Source organism: Corallococcus macrosporus DSM 14697, assembly GCF_002305895.1.
Lineage (GTDB): Bacteria > Myxococcota > Myxococcia > Myxococcales > Myxococcaceae > Myxococcus > Myxococcus macrosporus.
On sequence record NZ_CP022203.1, the window covers coordinates 8,010,443 to 8,029,436 of the forward strand.

The window sequence follows — 18,994 nt, forward strand, 5'->3', positions numbered from 1 at the left end:
CCGGACCCAAGCCCGGAAGAGGGGCGCCGTACGGTAACCATCACTCAGTGAATCAAGCCGTCACCCACAGACGGATGAGCTCCAGGAGCTTGTCGGTGTCCACCGGCTTGGGCAGGTAGTCGCTCGCGCCGGCCGCCATGCACTTCTCGCGGTCATCCTTCAGCGCCTTGGCCGTCACCGCGATGATGGGGAGGCTGGAGTACTTGAGGTCCTTGCGGATGGCACGCATGGTCTCATAGCCGTCCATCTCCGGCATCATCACGTCCATGAGGACGATGTCGACGTCGCGGTGCTGCTCGAGCATTTCGATGGCCGCGCGCCCGTTCTCCGCGAACACCACCTGCATGCCGTGGTTCTCCAGCACGCTGGTGAGCGCGAAGATGTTGCGCATGTCGTCATCCACGACGAGGACCTTCTTGGAGGACAGCTCCGTGTCCTTGTCGCTGCGCTGCGCCAGGGCGGCGCGGGCGCGGGGCGGCAGGTTCTGGTCCAGCCGGTGGAGGAACAGCGCCGTGTCGCTGAGGAGCTGCTCCGGGCTCTTGGTGCCGCTCTTGAGGATGACGCTGCCGGTGTAGCGGCGCAGCCGGGCCTCGTCCTTGGGCGTCAGCTCCTTGCCGGTGTAGATGACGATGGGCAGGTCGCGGAAGCGGTTCTGCGTCTTGACCTCCTCCACCAGCCGGATGCCGTCGGTGTCGGGCAGCATCAGGTCGATGACGACGCAGTCGAACTCGCCCGCCTCCAGGCTCTGGAGCACCTCCTCGCCGGTGGCCACGGCCGTCACCACGACGTCGCCGCCCTCGCTGAGCAGCTTCACCAGGCTGTCGCGCTGGACGTCGTCGTCCTCCACCAGCAGCAGCCGGCGCTCCTTGCGCTCCAGGAAGCTGGCCAACTGGTTGAACACCCGCTCCAGGCCCTCCTTGCTGACGGGCTTGGTGAGGTAGCCGAAGGCGCCCTGCGAGTTGCCCTGGTGCTTGTCCATGACGCTGATGACGTGCACCGGGATGTGGCGCGTGCGCGGGCTGCGCTTGAGCCGGTCCAGCACGCTCCAGCCGTCCACCACGGGGAGCTGGATGTCCAGGGTGATGGCGTGCGGCTGGAACTCGTTGGCCATGGACAGGCCGGTGTCGCCGCGCGTGGCCACCAGGGCCTTGAAGCCCTTCTCCCGCGCCATCTGCACCATGATGCGGGCGAACTTCACGTCGTCCTCGATGAGGAGCAGGACGCGGTCTCCCTCGCGGATGTGGTCGCGGTCATCCTCCACGGCCACGGGCGTCAGCAGCGACTCGATGGGCGGCGGCAGCGCCGCGTCCAGCACGTGGCCGCTGTCCGCCGCCGGCGGCGCGGGAGGCGGCTCCGCCAGATGCGGCTCCGGCGCCGGAGGCGACGCCAGCCGGGGCGGCGGCTCGTACAAGGGCACGATGGACGGCAGGCCCTCCTCCTCCGGGCTGAGGTACTCCGGCGGCAGGTAGAGGGTGAAGGTGCTGCCGCGGCCAGGCTCGCTGGCCACCTGGATTTCGCCGCCCAGCAGCTTGGCGATTTCGCGGCTGATGGACAGGCCCAGGCCGGTGCCGCCGTACTTGCGCGCGGTGGAGCCATCCGCCTGCTGGAAGGCCTCGAAGATGAGGCGCTGCTTGTCCCGCGCGATGCCGATGCCCGTGTCCACCACCGAGAAGCCGAGCACGTACCGCGAGCGCCGCAGGACCTCGTGGTCGAAGTGCGTGCCCGGCTCGGCCAGCTTCACCTTGAGCTGCACGCTGCCCTCGTCGGTGAACTTGAAGGCGTTGGACAGCAGGTTCTTGAGCACCTGCTGGAGCCGCTGCGGGTCGGTGCGGATGTGGCGCGGCGCGCCGGGGCCCACCTCCACGGCGAAGTCCAGGCCCTTCTGCTCCGCCACGGGCAGGAAGCTGCGCTCGATGAACTGGTTGAGCTCGGTGAGGACGATGTCCCTCGGCTCCACCTGCATCTTCCCGGCCTCCACCTTGGACAGGTCCAGGATTTCGTTGATGAGGCTGAGCAGGTCTCCGCCGGACGCGTAGATGGTGTTCGCGTACTCCACCTGCTTGGTGCTGAGGTTGCCGTCCTTGTTGTCCGACAGCAGCTTGGCCAGGATGAGCAGCGAGTTGAGCGGCGTGCGCAGCTCGTGGCTCATGTTGGCCAGGAACTCGCTCTTGTACTTGGAGATGACGGTGAGCTGCTCGGCCTTCTCCTCCAGGCTGACGCGGGCGCGCTCCACCTCGTTGTTCTTCTCCTCGACGCGGCGGTTCTGCTCCTCCAGCAGCGTGGCCTTCTCCTCCAGCTCGATGTTGCTGCGCTTGAGGGCCTCCTGCTGCTGGGTCAGCTCATTGGACTGGCTCTGGAGCTCCTGCGTCAGGTCCTGCGATTGGAGCAGGAGCTGCTCGGTGCGCATGTTGGCGATGATCATGTTCAGCACCACGCCGATGCTCTCCGTGAGCTGATCCAGGAAGATTTGATGGATGGCGCTGAAGGGGTGGAACGAGGCCAGCTCGATGACGGCCCGCACCTCGCCCTCGAAGAGGACGGGCAGGACGATGATGTTGAGCGGCGCGGCCTCGCCCAGGCCGGAGGAGATGGTGATGTAGTCCGGAGGCACCTGCGTGAGCAGGATGGTCTTCCGCTCCAGGGCGCACTGGCCCACCACGCCCTCACCGAAGCGGAACCGGTTGGCGATGTGCTTGCGCTCCCGGTACGCGTAGGTGCTGGTGAGCTTGAGCAGCGGCGTACCCGCCTCGTTTCCGTCCACCAGGAAGAAGGCGCCGTGGTGGGCGGAGACCAGCGGCGTCAGCTCGCTCATGATGAGGCGGCTGACGGCGTCCAGGCTCTTCTGGCCCTGCATCATGCCGCTGAACTTCGCCAGGTTCGTCTTGAGCCAGTCCTGCTCCTGGTTCTTCTGCGTCGTCTCACGCAGGTTGACGATCATCTGGTTGATGTTGTCCTTCAGCGCGGCGACCTCGCCCTCGGCCACGACGGTGATGCTGCGCGTGAGGTCCCCCTTCGTCACCGCGGTGGCCACGTCGGAGATGGCGCGGAGCTGGCTCGTCAGGGTGCCGGCGAGCTGGTTCACGTTGTCCGTGAGCTGCCGCCACGTGCCGCGCGCGCCGGGCACGCGGGCCTGGCCGCCCAGCTTCCCTTCAATGCCCACCTCGCGGGCCACCGTCGTCACCTGGTCGGCGAAGGTGCCCAGCGTGTCCGTCATGTTGTTGATGGTCTCCGCCAGCGCGGCGACCTCGCCCTTCGCCTCCACCGCCAGCTTCTGCGTCAGGTCGCCGTTGGCCACCGCCGTCACGACCTTCACGATGCCGCGCACCTGCGTGGTGAGGTTGGAGGCCATGAAGTTCACGTTGTCCGTGAGGTCCTTCCACGTGCCCGCCACCCCCGGCACGCGGGCCTGGCCGCCCAGCTTCCCTTCGACGCCCACCTCGCGGGCCACCGAGGACACCTGGTCCGCGAAGGTGCCCAGCGTGTCCGTCATGTTGTTGATGGTCTCCGCCAGCGCGGCGACCTCGCCCTTCGCCTCCACCGCCAGCTTCTGCTTCAGGTCGCCGTTGGCCACCGCCGTCACGACCTTCACGATGCCGCGCACCTGCGTGGTGAGGTTGCGGGCCATGAAGTTCACGTTGTCCGTGAGGTCCTTCCAAACGCCGGACACGCCGCGCACCTCCGCCTGACCGCCCAGCTTGCCCTCGGTGCCGACCTCGCGCGCGACGCGCGTCACCTCCGCGGAGAAGCTGTTGAGCTGGTCCACCATGATGTTGATGGTGTCCTTCAGCTCCAGGATTTCGCCCTTGGCGTCGACGGTGATCTTCTTGGACAGGTCGCCGTTGGCCACCGCCGTCGTCACCAGCGCGATGTTGCGCACCTGCGCGGTGAGGTTGGAGGCCATGCTGTTCACGTTGTCCGTGAGGTCCTTCCACGTGCCCGCGACGCCGGGCACCGCGGCCTGACCGCCCAGCTTTCCGTCCGTCCCCACCTCCTTCGCGACGCGGGTCACCTCGGCGGCGAAGGCGCGGAGCTGGTCCACCATGGTGTTGATGGTGCTCTTCAGCTCCAGGATTTCGCCCCGGGCCTCCACGGAGATTTTCTGGGACAGGTCGCCGTTGGCCACCGCCGTCGTCACCTTGGCGATGTTTCGCACCTGGTCCGTGAGGTTGCCGGCCAGCACATTCACGTTGTCCGTGAGGTCCTTCCACGTGCCCGCGACGCCGGGCACCGCGGCCTGACCGCCCAGCTTGCCCTCGGTGCCGACCTCCTTGGCGACGCGGGTCACCTCGGAGGCGAAGGCGCGGAGCTGGTCCACCATGGTGTTGATGGTGTTCTTCAGCTCCAGCACCTCGCCCTTCACGGAGACGGTGATCTTCTGGGACAGGTCGCCGTTGGCCACTGCCGTCGTCACCTTGGCGATGTTTCGCACCTGGTCCGTGAGGTTGCCGGCCAGCACATTCACGTTGTCCGTGAGGTCCTTCCACACGCCGGACAGGTCCTTCACGTCGGCCTGGCCGCCCAGCTTTCCTTCGGTGCCGACCTCCTTGGCGACGCGCGTCACCTCGGCGGCGAAGGCGCGGAGCTGGTCCACCATGGTGTTGATGGTGCTCTTGAGCTCCAGCACCTCGCCCTTGGCGTCGACCGTGATTTTCTTGGACAGGTCACCGTTGGCGACGGCCGTCGTCACCTCGGCGATGTTGCGCACCTGCGCCGTGAGGTTGTTGGCGAGCAGGTTCACGTTGTTGGTGAGGTCCTTCCACGTGCCCGCCACGCCCGGCACCTCCGCCTGGGCGCCCAGCTTGCCCTCCACGCCCACCGTGCGCGCCACGTCCGTCACCTGCTGCGCGAAGATGGACAGCGTCTGCGTCATCGCGTTGATGGTGTCCGCGAGCGCGGCAATCTCACCCTTCGCGTCCAACGTGAGCGTCTGGTTCAGGTCGCCGTTGGCCACCGCCGTCACCACGCGCACGATGCCGCGCACCTGCGTGGTGAGGTTGACGGCCATGAAGTTCACGTTGTCCGTGAGGTCCTTCCACACGCCGGACACGCCGCGCACCTCCGCCTGGCCGCCCAGCTTGCCCTCGGTGCCGACCTCCTTGGCGACGCGCGTCACCTCGGCGGCGAACGAGTTGAGCTGATCCACCATGGTGTTGATGGTGCTCTTGAGCTCCAGCACCTCGCCCCTGGCGTCGACGGTAATCTTGCGCGACAGGTCCCCCCGGGCGACGGCCGTCGTCACCTCGGCGATGTTGCGGACCTGGTCGGTGAGGTTGTTGGCGAGCAGGTTCACGTTGTTGGTGAGGTCCTTCCACGTGCCCGCCACGCCCGGCACCACCGCCTGGGCGCCCAGCTTGCCCTCCACGCCCACCGTGCGCGCCACGTCCGTCACCTGCTGCGCGAAGATGGACAGCGTCTGCGTCATCGCGTTGATGGTGTCCGCCAGCTCGGCCACCTCGCCCTTGGCCTCCATCTTCAGGCGCTGGGTGAGGTCGCCGTTGGCCACCGCCGTCACCACCTTGGCGATACCGCGCACCTGCGTGGTGAGGTTGACGGCCATCACATTCACGTTGTCCGTGAGGTCCTTCCAGGTGCCGGACACGCCGCGCACCTCCGCCTGGCCGCCCAGCTTGCCGTGGGTGCCGACCTCACGCGCCACGCGCGTCACCTCCGAGGCGAAGCTGTTGAGCTGGTCCACCATCGTGTTGATGGTGTTCTTCAGCTCCAGGATTTCGCCGCGCGCGTCGACGGTGATTTTCTTCGACAGGTCGCCGTTGGCCACCGACGTGGTCACCAGCGCGATGTTTCGCACCTGCGTGGTGAGGTTGGAGGCCATGTAGTTCACGTTGTCCGTGAGGTCCTTCCACACGCCGCCCACGCCCTTCACGTCTGCCTGGCCACCCAGCTTGCCGTCGGTGCCCACCTCGCGGGCCACGCGCGTCACCTCGGAGGCGAAGGCGCGGAGCTGGTCCACCATGGTGTTGATGGTGTCCTTCAGCTCCAGCACCTCGCCGCGCACGTCGACGGTGATCTTCTTGGACAGGTCACCCTTGGCGACGGCCGTCGTCACCTCGCCGATGTTGCGCACCTGGGCCGTGAGGTTGCTGGCCATCAGGTTCACGTTGTCCGTGAGGTCCTTCCACGTACCGGCCGCGCCGGGCACCTGGGCCTGGGCGCCCAGCTTGCCCTCCACACCCACCGTGCGCGCGACGCTGGTCACCTGCTGCGCGAAGACATTGAGGGTGTCCGTCATCGCGTTGAGCGTGGCGCCCAGCGCGGCAATCTCACCCTGCGACGGCACCATCAGCTTCTGCGTCAGGTCGCCGCCGGCGACGGCCGTCACCACCTTCACGATGCCGCGCACCTGCGTGGTGAGGTTGGAGGCCATGAAGTTCACGTTGTCCGTGAGGTCCTTCCAGGTGCCGGACACGCCGGGCACCGCGGCCTGGCCGCCCAGCTTCCCTTCGGTGCCGACTTCACGCGCCACGCGCGTCACTTCCGAGGCGAAGCTGTTGAGCTGGTCCACCATGGTGTTGATGGTGCTCTTGAGCTCGAAGACCTCGCCGCGGGCGTCCACGGTGATCTTCTTCGACAGGTCGCCCTTGGCCACGGCGGTGGACACCTCGGCGATGTTGCGCACCTGGGCCGTGAGGTTGTTGGCCATCAGGTTCACGTTGTCCGTGAGGTCCTTCCACACGCCGGACACGCCGCGCACCTCCGCCTGACCGCCCAGCTTGCCGTCGCTGCCCACCTCCTTGGCGACGCGCGTCACCTCGGCGGCGAAGCTGTTGAGCTGGTCCAGCATCGCGTTGACGGTGGTGCCGATGCGGAGGAACTCGCCCTTGACGGGCTGGCCATCAATCTCCAGCGCCATCTTCTGGGTGAGGTCACCCTGCGCCACGGCCACCAGCACGCGCGCCACCTCCGTGGTGGGCTGCACCAGGTCGCCGATGAGCGAGTTGATGGAGTGGGTGCTGTGGGCCCAGTCGCCGCGCACGTCGCCCAGCGTCACGCGCTCGCCCATGCGGCCCTCCCGGCCGACCACGCGCTCCACGCGGACCACTTCCTGCGTCAGGGTGGCGTTGAGCGACACCACGGCGTTGAAGGCGTCGGCGATCTCCTCCAGCACGGGATCAGCGTCGTCGACGGGCAGGCGCACGGAGAAGTCCCCGCTCTGCACCGAGCGGAGCGCGGCGAGCAGGGGGTGCAGCGGGTGGCCGCCGCGCCCCCGGCCACGTGAGGCGGGCGCCGCGCCGCCGCGGCCGTTGCGGCGGGCCGGCCTGGGCGGCGCCACCTCGGCGTCCGCTGGCGCGGTGGAGCGGGTCCGTCCCCGGTCGCCGCGCAAGCGGTTGACCGAGGCGCGCTCGGTGGAGGCCACGGCGCGAGTGGGCTCCTCCGAGCGGGAAGCGCCGTTCCCCGAAGGCTTGCGCGCGGCGGCGCGCTTGCGGCCATTGGACTGGGACTGGGGAACCTTTGTGTCGTCCACGCAAGAAACCTCTGATCGGGATGAACGCTGCTGACTGCGCTGAAGCGGCGCCCGGACTGGCATGAATCTCCAGGGAGTTCGCGGACTTGTCGATTCAATGCCGGCCGCGCGAACCCCTGAGCGTTCACCAATGAACGCGGGGGTTCAGGAGGCCCGGACACCCCGTGAAAGGCACGAGACGGCGCGCCTCCTTCCAACATCTCAGGGGGCGGGGGCCGTGCACGGAAATCCGTCACAGCCATGCACATAGAGGGGCCGCCCGAGGAGCCTCCAGGCAGGCGCTCCAGACGGGCGCTTCGCTGGCTCGTAGCGGGCGGTCTGGAGATCCAACGCGTAGGCCAGCCCGGCGTCCTGCGCGCAGGCGACGAGGACCCGCTCGGGGCGCTCGAGCCACCACAGGCCCGCCACGCCACACGGAGGCTCCACGGGGAGCGGCGTGAGGGTGCGTGCCTCGTAGAACCGGAGCGACGGGCCGTCGAGCACGGCGGCGAAGGCCCCCTCCGCCCCCACCGAGAGCCGCGCTTCGGGTCCGGGCACTGGCACCTGGCCCAGCACCGCCCCGTCGGACGCCACCGAGACGAGCTGCCCCTCCGCGTCCAGCGCCAGCACCCCGCTCCCGTGGCTGACGAGCGACACCGGGAAGAAGTCGCCCACGCGCTTCGCGGTGCCTGCGTCGTCCCGCCACAGCTTCCCGGCCTGCGACCACCAGAGGCGGTTCTCCGCGTCGAAGGTGACGGCGCGCACCCCCGCCAGGGGCATGCGCCGCGAGCCGCCCGCCCGCGTGCAGACCGCCATGGCCTGGGAGCCATAGATGGCCGCGCGCGAGGCATCCGGAGAGACGGCCCACCCCAGCAGCGGGCCTTGCAGCAGGCGGGAGAGGCAGTGGTTCAGGGCGCCGAAGTGCGGGTCCGAGGCGGGCGCGGAGATGAGGTACGGCAGGCTGGTGGTGGCCACGTAGACGAGCAACCCGAGCGCGGCCGAGGTGGCCACCGTGAGAGGCCAGGGCCCCACGCGGCGCTGACGGGCCTCCTTCGCGGAAGCACGCGCCGCCTTGCCTCCTGACACCGGACTCTCCCGTCCACTCACACGGCGGCTCCTCACGGCGGCGCGGCTGGTTCCGCCAGGCGGCGGCCCGGCGCCACGTCCCCATTCGCTTCCCACGACAGCACAGAACGGGGCCGAAGGGGGGCCGTGCCATGATGTTCTGGAGGAGAGGCAACGGCCGGATGGAGGGGAAGAAGGCGCCGCGACTCGTTGGAGCCCTGCTGCCCACGCTGCTGGCGTCCAGCGCGACGGCGAATCCTGGGAGTGCCGCTCTGGGCACCGTCACCGATGCCCGATCCGGACAACCCGTCGCGGACGTCGTCGTGACCGCGAGCGCGGGGGCCCGTGAGCACACCGCGGTGACGGGGCACGACGGCGGATACCGGCTCGCCGGACTGCCTCCCGGTGGCTACACGCTGCGGCTTCGAACGCGAGCTCTTCGAGCCCCACACCGTCTCCCCTCCATCCGCGAGGGACGCTCACCGCGCGTCAACGTCGCGGCTGGGACGCCACGCGATTCGCATGCCGCGCGGGCCCCTCCCCTGACCACCCGTGAGGCTCGCTGTTCGGAAATGTCGGGGGTTTTCGGTACAGCGAGCTCCGAACCTCTGTCCGGGACCGCCCCCCACGCACACGTCGGTCCGCTTTGGTGGCGCAGTCGTTCGCGGCTGCCATCGTTGGCGTGAAGGTTGCTGAAGCCCCCCGGCCATGCGCTGGAAACGACTCCTCAAGGTGACAGTGTGGTTGCTGAGCCTCGGGTTTGTGGCGCTGCTGGCCGGCGTGGAGTGCGTCTACCGGGCCGCACTCGCCCAGGTGCGCGCCTTTCCCCAGAAGGTGACGACGCCCGCCTTGCCGGAGTCATGGAACCGGGTGGCGTGGGCGCACCGCGAGAAGACCGCGACGCCACAGGTGCAGCCCGCCTGGCCCACCACCATCGTCTTCACGATGGCCAAGCTCGTGCTCCGCAGGCATCAACCACAGAGCGCGAGTCACGACCTGTCTCCCCAGGGGTTCAGGCTCGCCACTCACGTGGCCCGCCAGTGGTCGCGCCTCCTGGCGAATGAACACAAGAGATTGCCGCGACTCGGGGAGCTGGCCCTGACCATCTGGCTCACGCGAAACTGGAGCGCGGAGGAGTTGCTCGCCTTCGAGGCGCACCACATCTGGTTTGGACGAGACCTGTTCGGTGTGTCCGCCGCGGCGCCTGCGCTGCTGCACAAGGACGTGGCTCGGCTCGACCTCGCAGACGCAGCGTTCCTCCTCGTCGTCTCGGCGAAAGCCTGGGATGTGGAATGTGCACCAGACCGGCTCCGGCGTCGGCGCGACACCCTGCTGGAAGAACTGCGCGCGGTGGGCGTGGTGACGCAGATGGAATTGGAGTCGGCACGCTCGGCGCCCTGGCCCCTGGCCGCCACGGCCAGCGCCGCGTCATGTCCCGACTACTGATGAAGGGGTCTTGGAGAGGTAGCCGGTGGCGGCTGCCCGACGCCAACGCTCCCAACGCGCGACCATCCTCCTGACTGTCCGCCTGTCCTGGCGCTTGCCGCCTCGCCCTTGGGCCACACCTTTTCCAGGCAAAGGGAAAGGAACCGACCATGCGACGCGCCATCACCCATGCCGCTCTGACCTTCAGCCTGCTCACGTCAGCGGCCGGGGTCGCCCAGTCAACGAGCGGTGGCTCGGCTGGCGGGGCAGCGTCTGGCGGAGCCCCGGGCCCCGTCCAGCCGCAGGAGTACTACGAGCCGGGCAACTTCACGCAGCCACCGCTGCTTGCACCGGGCACCTCGGGGGGAACCCCAATGGGGACGATTGAGACCAACACCGGCGCCGAGCCCGCCGCCGCGCCTCCCGCTGGCGCGACACGAGGGAGCCTCCTGGAGGCAGGGACCGGCGGCAGCGGTCAGGCCGGAGCGCCCGCGACCGGCGCCGGCGGCACCGGGAGGCCTGGAATGAACGTTCCGTCCACGGGCACGGCCAGGACGGGGGCGTCGGACGTGAGTGGCACCGGCGGCACCGGGGAGGCTGGAATGAACGTTCCGTCCACGGGCACGGCCGGGACGGGGGCGTCGGACGTGAGTGGCACCGGCAGGTCTGGCGTGACGGATACGAACGTGGGCACGGGCGGCGGCAGTGGAACGACGACCGGGGCGGGAACAGGTCGCACGGCCACCAGCGGCGCATCGGTCGGCTCGATCACCAGCGGCACAGGCTCCGGGGCTTCCGCGGAGGCCCCGGCGGAGGGCTCCTCGCGTCCCGAGGACCTCCAACAAGAGGTCGCGCGCCTCCGCGACCAGGTCCAGCGGCTCGAAGCAGAGGTCAACACCTTGCGCCGCGAGGACACGGGCACTGGCGGCTCGGGGACGCAGACAGCGCCGCCTGACGCGGACACGGACTCCACGGTGCTGGCCAGCGTCGTCATGCAAGGCCAGGTGGCCTCCGTCGGAAAGGACCACGTCGTGGTCCGCGACGCGGAGTCCGGAGACACCTTCAACCTCCTCGTGACCAACACCACGCGCATCAGCGCCAACGGCAAGCGCGTCCCACCTCAGCAACTCGCCGAGGGCACGCCGGTGCAGGCCGCGTTCAACTACATCGCGGATGGCGACACCTACGCCACGCAGATTCGGACCTACCCGAACCGCAGGCGCTGAGTCCCCGCATCCACCGTCCAGGAGCCGGGGTCAGCTCCCTTGCCGCTCCTGGACGAAGCGCTCGATGCGGGCAACGGCCAACGCCATCTTCTGCCGAGCCGAGCTGTTCGCCGAATGCACCTGGACCCGTGGCGGCACGAAGCCACGGGTCGCCACGGCCTCCTCCAGCCACAGCAGGACGTCATACCCGGTGCCATGCGCGTCGTCGCCCAGGTCATGGTCCAGGCTCAGCTCCGTCACCTGCCCCGCCTCGAGCAGCGCGATGGCCTCTTCGGGCCACCACACCCGGACCCAACCCTCGGGCGTGGCGCGTTCGTCGTCCAGATAGACCTTCATCGCATCCGCGCCTCCACCGCGGCGCCCCAGGGACGAGCCTGGGGCGCCGCGACTGAAATCCACCGGAACGACGCGGCTCGCGCAACAGCTACGCCGGCCCCTCGAGGCAAGCCATCGCCCGGCCGATGTACTCAAAGAGCTTCGGGTCCAGCCCGTGCCGCGCCGCGACCTCGGGCTCCTGCTGGTGGGTCGCGTTCAGCGCCCGCTCGATACCCGGGTCACCGCCCGTGAAGGCCGTCAAGAGCTCACGCCAGCGCACGGCCAGCGCACGCACCGGCTCGCTCGTGGGGTCCGTGCCCTTGTCCATCTCCGCGCGGACCCGAGCGATGAGCTGGGGCCATTCGGCCTCGACCGCGCGAAGGGCCTCCTCGCCCAGGGCCTCGCGACGAGCCTTCAACTGCTGGAGCTGCTCCGGCGTGTAGTGCTTCTCGGACATGCTTCGCACCTCATCTCGCCACGGCATTGTGGCGTGACGAGCTGGGTACCGCCTCACGCGACGTGAGGCGCAAGAGGCATGTCGCGCGCGAAGCCGCGCCTCAGCGCTCCCCGTCGGACGCGCCGTCCGCAAGCTTCCGCAGCTTCGCGGCGAACGGACTCTCCTCACCGGCGCGGAGCGAGCCGCCCGCCATCCGCTGCCGCCGCGCCATCGCGAGCCCACCCTCCGCGGGCCCCTCCAGCGCCTCCTTCTCGAAGCGGTCCTGCCCACCCAGCGCGCGGCCCACGGGGCGGGAGGCGATGACACGGCGGTTCGTATCCACGGTCATGACGGCCCTTTCGAAGCAGCGGCCGATGTTATCCCACCGGCGCCCCGCTCGCAGCCCCCGGCCCGCCCGACGAAGCCGCGCCCCACACGCGCTCCGGGTCCTCCAAGGCCGCGCCGATGTCACGCAGGACGCGCGCGACGTCCTCCACGCCGATGAGCCGGGCATCCCACGTACAGGTGAGCGTCATCACCTGTCCGGGCACCAGCTCGCCCGCCTCCAGCACCGGCTCGGTCCGCACCGCGCCCGGGGCCAGCAGCAAGGGCACCCGCGTGTACGGCACCAGGGCCACGTAGCCACGCTCCAGCCCCAGCGAGCCCAGGCTCGTCACCGCCACGGAGCCGAACGGATCCCACGGCATCCCTACCCAGCGCAGGTCCACGTTCAACGTGAACCAGACGAAGGACAGCAGCCGCAGCGCCAGCCCCATGAGGAAGCCGGGGATGCGAGACGAGCGCCGCTTGCCCCGCTCGATGACGGCGTCCCGGCGCGCACGGACCGCGTCGATGCGCGAGGCCATCCGCTCCGCGAACGCCCCCAGCGGCAGCGTGTCCGCGCGATGCACGGTGGCTGTCGTCAGGTCCGCGCGGCCCGTCGCGCCCGGCTGCACCACCAGCACGCAGACGCCCACGTCCTTGCGCCGCCAGGGCCGGTTCCACCGCATCAGGACATTCGCCTCCGGGTGGCGCCGCAGCGCGTCCGCGGCCGCCTTGGCCACCAGGTGCGTCACCGTGAGGCGCTGCCCCGTCCGGACGCGGAAGGCGTCGAGAAAGGCCATGGCCCGCTCCATGCGCAGCTCGACGGCCGCGTAGGCGCTGGGGTCTCCCGGCGAGCGCCACGTCCCCAGGGCGAGCTTGCGGAAGGCACCGGCAGGTGGTGCGGGCTGAAGGTCGAGGTGCACGGGCAGCATCCGGCTTCGCATGGAGCCCGTCCCCCTGCAACCGGGGCCCTGCGCCTGCCCCGCCGCCCTGTTAGACAGGGGGCTCCCCCTTTCGAGGCCCCGACATGACGCCCTTCGCCCTGGCCCTGTCTCTCGCCCTCCATGCCGCGCCGGCCTCCCAAGCGGCGCCCCGGACCATGCCCAAGACCGCCACTCCCGCCGCCAATGACTTGCAGACGTCCACCCGCGCCTGGCACGAGCAGCGCATCCAGCGGCTCCAGGCGGAGGACGGTTGGCTCACCCTCGTGGGCCTGTTCTGGCTCAAGGAAGGCGAGCAGACCGCGGGCTCCGCGCCCGAGAACGACCTGGACTTCCCGGAGGGCACGCCCGCGAAGCTGGGCACCTTCACGCGGCAGGGCACCACCGCCCGCTTCCAGCCCGCGCCCGGCGTCACCCTCACCCGCGACGGCCAGCCCTTCACGGGCGGCGCGCTTCAGTCGGACGCGCAGGGCGCGCCGGACGTGCTCAAGCTCGGCACCGTCAGCTTCCAGCTCATCCTCCGCGGCGACAAGCTGGGGGTCCGCGTGCGGGACTCCAGCGCACCAGCGCGCAAGCAGTTCCACGGCATCCCCACGTATCAGGCGAGCCCCGCCTGGCGCGTCGAGGCGCGCTTCGAGCCCGCGCAGACGCCTCGCATGGTGAGCGTCCCCAACGTGCTGGGGACTCTCGAGGAAATGAAGGCGCCCGGCACGCTCGTCTTCACGATGAATGGCAAGGAGCACCGGCTGACGCCCGTGGAGGATGGCGCGGACGGGCTCTTCATCATCTTCGCGGATGAGACGAACCGGGACGCGACCTACGGCGCGGGCCGCTTCCTCTCCGCGGAGAAGCCGAAGGACGGGCGCGTCGTGCTCGACTTCAACCGCGCCTACAACCCGCCCTGCGCGTTCACGAAGTTCGCCACCTGCCCGCTGCCTCCGCGTCAAAACCGGCTCGCCACGCGCGTGGAGGCGGGTGAGAAGCGCTACGCGGACCACTGACGCCTGCAGCCACGTGCCGCCGCCCGGGCCTGGCGCCAGGAGCGGGCGAGCGGTCCGCCCCGCGGAGCATCCGTCCCGAGACGCTCCATGCCCGCGAGGCTGGAGCGGGCGAGCGCTCCGCCCCGCGGAGCATCCGTCCCGAGACGCTCCATGTCCGCGAGGCTGGAGCGGGCGAGCGGTCCGCCCCGCGGAGCATCCGTCCCGAGACGTTCCATGTCCGCGAGGCTGGAGCGGGCGAGCGGTCCGCCCCGCGGAGCATCCGTCCCGAGACGCTCCATGTCCGCGAGGCTGGAGCGGGCGAGCGCTCCGCCGACCGCACGTCCGTCCCCGGACGCGCCCTCTCCGCGAGGCTGGCGCGGGCGAGCGCCCCCCACGGCGCGTCCGTCCCTGGACGCTCCGTGCCCATGAGGCTGGCGCATCCGCGCGCGCGCGGACATTAATCCGTCCATGCGCACCTCTCTCCCGCTGCTCTCGGCCCTCGTGGTGCTCACCGTCTCCGCCTCCGCCTGCCGCAGGAGCCAGGCGCAAGGCACCGCCTCCCCCAAGGACTGCATCCTCGTGGAGGACGGCTGGGGCGCCGACGGCGCCGTACCCTTCGACGTCGAGGTGGTGGCGCGCGGACTGGAGACGCCGTGGGGCATCGCGTGGCTGCCCGGCGGTGACGCGCTCGTCACCGAGCGCCCGGGCCGCATCCGCCTGCTCAAGGCGGGCGCCCTCCAGCCCCAGCCCGTGGCGACGGTGCCGGTGGCGGACGCCGCGGAGGGAGGCCTGCTCGGCATCGCGGCCCACCCGGACTTCGCGCAGAACCGCCAGTTCTACATCTACGTCACCACCGACGCGGGCGGCACCGAGGAGAACCGCATCGAGCGGTGGACGCTGTCGGATGACCACACCTCCGCGGCGCGCGACCGCGTCATCTTCGGCGGCATCGCCTCCGCCACGTACCATGACGGCGGGCGCCTGCGCTTCGGCGCGGACGGCATGTTGTACGCGGGCACCGGCGACGCGAGAGACCCGGACCGCTCGCAGAACGCGAACGACCCGGCCGGCAAGCTGCTGCGCCTCACGCCGGACGGCGCGGTGCCGCAGGACAACCCCATCCCCGGCTCGCCCGCGTTCCTCACGGGCATCCGCAACCTCCAGGCCTTCGACTGGCGGGACGCCTCCACGCTGTACGTGGTGGACCACGGCCCCAGCGGGGAGACGCTGCGCCGGGGCCATGACGAGGTGAGCGTCGCCCGGCGCGGGGACAACCTGGGCTGGCCCGGCATCTACTCGTGCGAGACGCGCCAGGGGCAAATCACCCCGTCCATCACCTACGAGGACGCCCTGCCACCGGGCGGCGCAGCCATCTACACCGGCACGGCCATCCCCGAATGGAAGGGCTCGCTGCTCATCGGCACGCTGGGCTCGCGCCACCTCCAGCGCGTGGAGTTCGCGCCCGACTCGAACCGCGTGGCGAAGCATGAAGTGTATCTGCGCGACACGCACGGCCGGCTGCGCGAGGTCATCATGGGGCCGGACGGCCACCTCTACGTCACCACCAGCAACTGCGACGGGCGCGGCGACTGCGGGCCGGACAAGGACCTCATCCTCCGCCTGAAGCGCTGAGCCCGGCCCCAGCGCTCCAGCGCAGCTGGAGCGCGCGCCAGGCGTCAGAGCATCATCCCGCCCGAGGCCTCGATGCGCTGGCCCGTCACCCACGCGCCCTCCGGGGACAACAGCATGGCGACGGCGTCACCGATGTCGTCCGCCTCGCCCACGCGGCCGAACGCAATCTGGGCGGCCAGCATCTTGTTCAGCGCCGCGTTGTCGCGCACGACGCCGCCCCCGAAGTCCGTCGCCGTCGCTCCGGGCGCGAGCACGTTGACGGAGATGCGCCGGGGCCCCAGCTCCTTCGCCAGGTACCGGGTGAGCGCCTCCACGCCCGCCTTCATCGTCGCGTAGGTGGCGTAGCCGGGGAAGGTGAAGCGCGCGAGCCCGCTGGAGACGTTCAGGATGCGCCCGCCATCCGCCAGCACCGGCAGCAGCCGCTGGGTGAGGAAGAAGGTCCCCTTGAGGTGGACGTTCATCAACGCGTCGAACTGGGCCTCGGTCGTCTCCGCGAAGCTGGCGTGGATGCCCATGCCCGCGTTGTTCACCAGGAAGTCCAGGCGCTCGCGCCCGAAGTGACGGCCCAGCTCCGCGCGCACCGCCTCCACGAAGGCGCCGAAGCCGCGCGTGTCTCCCACGTCGAGCGGGAGCGCCACCGCCTTGCCGCCCGCCGCTTCAATCTGCTTCACGACGTCGGCCGCTTCATCCGCGCCGGTGCGGTACGTCAGGATGACGCCGGTGCCCCGGGCCGCCAGCTTGAGCGCCATGTTCTTCCCCAGTCCACGGCTTCCCCCCGTGATGAGCGCCACGGGCATGTTCTTCGAGGTGGGCATGTCCATTCCTTTCAGGTGGCGCGGCGATGCGCCGCACCTGTCCATGAATAGTGAGCCGTGCCCTGGTTGAGAAAGAGGCCGCGGTCCGACACACTGTTTCGATTGGAGAAACAATGAGCCTGGACCTCGACTCGCTGAAGATATTCGTGAAGGTGGCCGAGCTGGGCCACTTCACCCGCGCGGGCGAGCAGCTCGGCATGCCCAAGGCGCGGGTGTCCTTGCGGCTGAAGGCGCTGGAGGCGGAGCTGGGCTGCCAGCTCATCCAGCGCTCGACGCGCGTCGTGCGGCTCACCCCGGAGGGAGAGGAGCTGCTCCCCCGGGCCCGGCGGCTGCTGCAGGAGGCGGACGAGCTGAGCGCGCTGTTCCAGGCGGCCCGTGGCCTGCGGGGGCGCGTGCGCGTCGACCTGCCCGTCAACATCGCGCGCGAGCTCATCCTCCCACGCCTGCCGGAGCTGCTCGCGCGGCATCCCCACCTGGAGGTCCTCATCAACACGACGGACCGGCGCACCGAGCCCTTTCGCGAGGGCTTCGACTGCGTGCTGCGCGTGGGCTCGCAGGGGGCCCCGGGGCTCGTGGGGCGCAAGCTCGGCGTCCTGCGGATGATGAACTACGCCAGCCCCGCGTACCTGCGGAAGTACGGCATGCCGCGCACGCTGGAGGATTTGAACCGGCACTTCGTCGTCCACTACTCGCCGGGGCTCGGCGCCGAGCCGCCCTCCTTCGAGTACCCCCACGAAGGCGGCTACCGCGAGTGGCCCATGCGCAACAGGGTGACGGTCAGCAGCGTCGACGCCTACGTCGCGGCCTGCCGGGCGGGGCTCGGCATCATCCAGATTCCCAGGCGCAAGTCGCGCCCCGGCGTGGGTGAAGGCGAGCTCGTCGAGGTGCTGCCGGAGCTCACCTGCATGCCCATGCCCGTCTCACTGCTGCACACCTACGGCCGGAGCGTGCCCCGCCGGGTGCGCGTGGTGATGAGCTGGCTCGCCGAGCAGCTCACGGACTCCTTCGAGCCGCACCCGGAGGGCTGACGCCCTCCGGCGAGCCTCAGGCGCCAAGCTGCTTCAGCAGTTGCTCCGCCTGCGCGCGCACGTCGTCGGCGCCCAGCGCGAGCGCCTGTCGCGCGTGGTGCGCGGCGGCCACCTTGTCCGAGGGGGCGTTCCCCAGCGCCATGTTGAGGTGCGTGCCGGCGTCATTCGGGTGCGCGGCCAACACCGGCGCCAGCAGCGCCGGGACACGCGCGTGTCCGTTCTCCTGCATCAGCACCACGGCCAGGTCATTGGTGGGACCGGGGTCCGTCGGCACCGACGCCGACGCCGCTTCCAGCAGCTTCAAGGCGGAGTCGCGCTCGCCCAGCGCGAGGTGCATCTGCGCCAGCGCGTGCTGGGCCTGCCAGCTCCCGGGGGCCTGGCGCAGCACCTCGGCGAAGAGCTCCTTGGCCTCGGCGAAGGAGCCCGCGCTCATCAGCGCCAGGCCGTGCAGGTAGATGTAGTTGAGGCTGGAGGGCTCCAGTTGGCGCAGCTCCTGCGCCACGCGCCTGGCGCCATCCGAGCTGCCGCCGGAGAGGTACAGCTTGAAGAGGTCCTCCAGCACCGCGCGCTGGAGCCCGCCCTGGGCCTTCTCCAGGGCCTGCGTGGCCGCCTGGATGGCCAACCCGAGCTGGCCACAGGCGGCATGCGCTCGCGACAGCATCAGCAGCGGCATGGGCTGCTGGGGAGCCCCCTGGGCGGCGCGCAGGAAGTGGGACACCGCGCCGTCGGGCTCGCCCTGCTGGAGGCGGATGCGCCCCAGCTCGAAGTGGGCGTGGGTGCTGTCGGGTGACACCTGGAGCACGGACTCGAAGGCGGCGCGCGCGCCCATCAAGTCGCCCCGCTCGAACAGCAGCGCGCCCAGGTTGAAGCGCTCGAAGTAGCCGGCGGTGGGCGCGGCGGCCAGGGCCCGCAGGGACTCCAGCGCCTCGGGGTGGCCCGCCTGGGCACGGAGCATGGCGAGGTGCGCCTGCGCCTCCGTGTGGTCCGGCTTCACCTTCAACAGGCGAAGCACCGCGGCCTCCGCGTCCGCCGCGGCGCCGGTGCTCAGGTGCACACGCACGAGGCCCAGGAGGCAGTCCACGTCGCCTGGGTCGATGGAGAGCCCCATCTGAAAGCTCTTCACCGCGTCCTGGGGCCGTCCCATCTGGAGGGAGCGCCCCCCTTCCCGTGCATGCGTCGATGACATGCGTCAGGGTCTACCACGGGGTACGAAGTCCCGGCAGTTCACGAGCGGCGGGCGCCCGTGGAACGCGCCTGCCAGCCCGGGCCCTCGCCCACACTGCCAGCGGCATCCGCCTCCGCCTCGAAGTGCGAGCGATGGAGGCCCCGGGGACCCACCCCGCGC

At 70.3% G+C, this 18,994-nt stretch carries 14 protein-coding genes; 6 read left to right on the forward strand and 8 right to left on the reverse strand.

Going from position 1 to position 18,994, the window contains the following annotated elements; translation table 11 throughout:
- Positions 1-52 precede the first annotated feature (52 nt).
- Together MYMAC_RS32430 and MYMAC_RS32435 are read right to left on the reverse strand one after the other, a co-directional pair.
- A complete protein-coding gene (locus tag MYMAC_RS32430; RefSeq protein WP_095960867.1) occupies positions 53-7,483 on the reverse strand; it encodes a HAMP domain-containing protein in 7,431 nt (2,476 codons plus the stop codon).
- Between the two features lie 201 nt (positions 7,484-7,684).
- Positions 7,685-8,569 (reverse strand): hypothetical protein, encoded by an 885-nt coding sequence (locus MYMAC_RS32435; RefSeq protein WP_095960868.1) that lies wholly within the window; start codon positions 8,567-8,569, stop codon positions 7,685-7,687.
- Between the two features lie 140 nt (positions 8,570-8,709).
- On the opposite strand from MYMAC_RS32435, the gene MYMAC_RS38765 reads away from it, so the two are divergent.
- The 3 genes from MYMAC_RS38765 to MYMAC_RS38125 all read left to right on the forward strand — a co-directional run bounded on the left by MYMAC_RS38765 (position 8,710) and on the right by MYMAC_RS38125 (position 11,178).
- Entirely contained in the window at positions 8,710-9,213 is a 504-nt protein-coding gene (locus tag MYMAC_RS38765) for a carboxypeptidase-like regulatory domain-containing protein (protein WP_157770481.1), read from the forward strand.
- 22 nt (positions 9,214-9,235) lie between these two features.
- Positions 9,236-9,973 carry a transglycosylase domain-containing protein gene (locus MYMAC_RS32445; RefSeq protein WP_095960870.1) on the forward strand — a complete coding sequence of 246 codons (738 nt, stop codon included), beginning with the start codon at positions 9,236-9,238 and terminating at the stop codon, positions 9,971-9,973.
- A 503-nt stretch (positions 9,974-10,476) separates the two neighbouring features.
- Positions 10,477-11,178 carry a hypothetical protein gene (locus tag MYMAC_RS38125; protein WP_239989150.1) on the forward strand — a complete coding sequence of 234 codons (702 nt, stop codon included), beginning with the start codon at positions 10,477-10,479 and terminating at the stop codon, positions 11,176-11,178.
- A 30-nt stretch (positions 11,179-11,208) separates the two neighbouring features.
- Here the strand turns inward: MYMAC_RS38125 and MYMAC_RS32460 are convergent, their stop codons facing one another.
- From MYMAC_RS32460 to MYMAC_RS32475, 4 genes are all read right to left on the reverse strand, one after another.
- Complete coding sequence (locus MYMAC_RS32460) at positions 11,209-11,514, reverse strand: cyclic-phosphate processing receiver domain-containing protein (RefSeq protein WP_013937621.1); 306 nt, start codon at positions 11,512-11,514, stop codon at positions 11,209-11,211.
- A gap of 88 nt (positions 11,515-11,602) precedes the next feature.
- The gene (locus MYMAC_RS32465) at positions 11,603-11,950 is read right to left on the reverse strand and encodes a TipAS antibiotic-recognition domain-containing protein (protein ID WP_095960873.1); all 348 of its coding nucleotides are present in this window, start codon (positions 11,948-11,950) and stop codon (positions 11,603-11,605) included.
- 100 nt (positions 11,951-12,050) lie between these two features.
- Positions 12,051-12,278, reverse strand: coding sequence for a hypothetical protein (locus tag MYMAC_RS32470; RefSeq protein ID WP_013937619.1), 228 nt, complete (start codon positions 12,276-12,278; stop codon positions 12,051-12,053).
- Between the two features lie 28 nt (positions 12,279-12,306).
- Positions 12,307-13,197, reverse strand: coding sequence for a 2-oxo acid dehydrogenase subunit E2 (locus MYMAC_RS32475; protein WP_239989151.1), 891 nt, complete (start codon positions 13,195-13,197; stop codon positions 12,307-12,309).
- An 83-nt stretch (positions 13,198-13,280) separates the two neighbouring features.
- Here MYMAC_RS32475 and MYMAC_RS32480 point away from each other — a divergent pair, with 83 nt between their 5' ends.
- Positions 13,281-14,195, forward strand: a complete 915-nt coding sequence (locus MYMAC_RS32480) for a DUF1684 domain-containing protein (RefSeq protein WP_095960874.1) — start codon at positions 13,281-13,283, stop codon at positions 14,193-14,195.
- Between the two features lie 447 nt (positions 14,196-14,642).
- Positions 14,643-15,806 (forward strand): PQQ-dependent sugar dehydrogenase, encoded by a 1,164-nt coding sequence (locus tag MYMAC_RS32485; protein WP_095960875.1) that lies wholly within the window; start codon positions 14,643-14,645, stop codon positions 15,804-15,806.
- 44 nt (positions 15,807-15,850) lie between these two features.
- Here MYMAC_RS32485 and MYMAC_RS32490 read toward each other — a convergent pair whose 3' ends face one another.
- Positions 15,851-16,621, reverse strand: coding sequence for an SDR family NAD(P)-dependent oxidoreductase (locus MYMAC_RS32490; RefSeq protein WP_095961770.1), 771 nt, complete (start codon positions 16,619-16,621; stop codon positions 15,851-15,853).
- Positions 16,622-16,734: 113 nt separating this feature from the next.
- On the opposite strand from MYMAC_RS32490, the gene MYMAC_RS32495 reads away from it, so the two are divergent.
- A complete protein-coding gene (locus MYMAC_RS32495) occupies positions 16,735-17,649 on the forward strand; it encodes a LysR family transcriptional regulator (protein ID WP_095960876.1) in 915 nt (304 codons plus the stop codon).
- A 16-nt stretch (positions 17,650-17,665) separates the two neighbouring features.
- Here the strand turns inward: MYMAC_RS32495 and MYMAC_RS32500 are convergent, their stop codons facing one another.
- Complete coding sequence (locus tag MYMAC_RS32500; RefSeq protein ID WP_043710160.1) at positions 17,666-18,835, reverse strand: tetratricopeptide repeat protein; 1,170 nt, start codon at positions 18,833-18,835, stop codon at positions 17,666-17,668.
- Between the last annotated feature and the right edge of the window lie 159 nt (positions 18,836-18,994).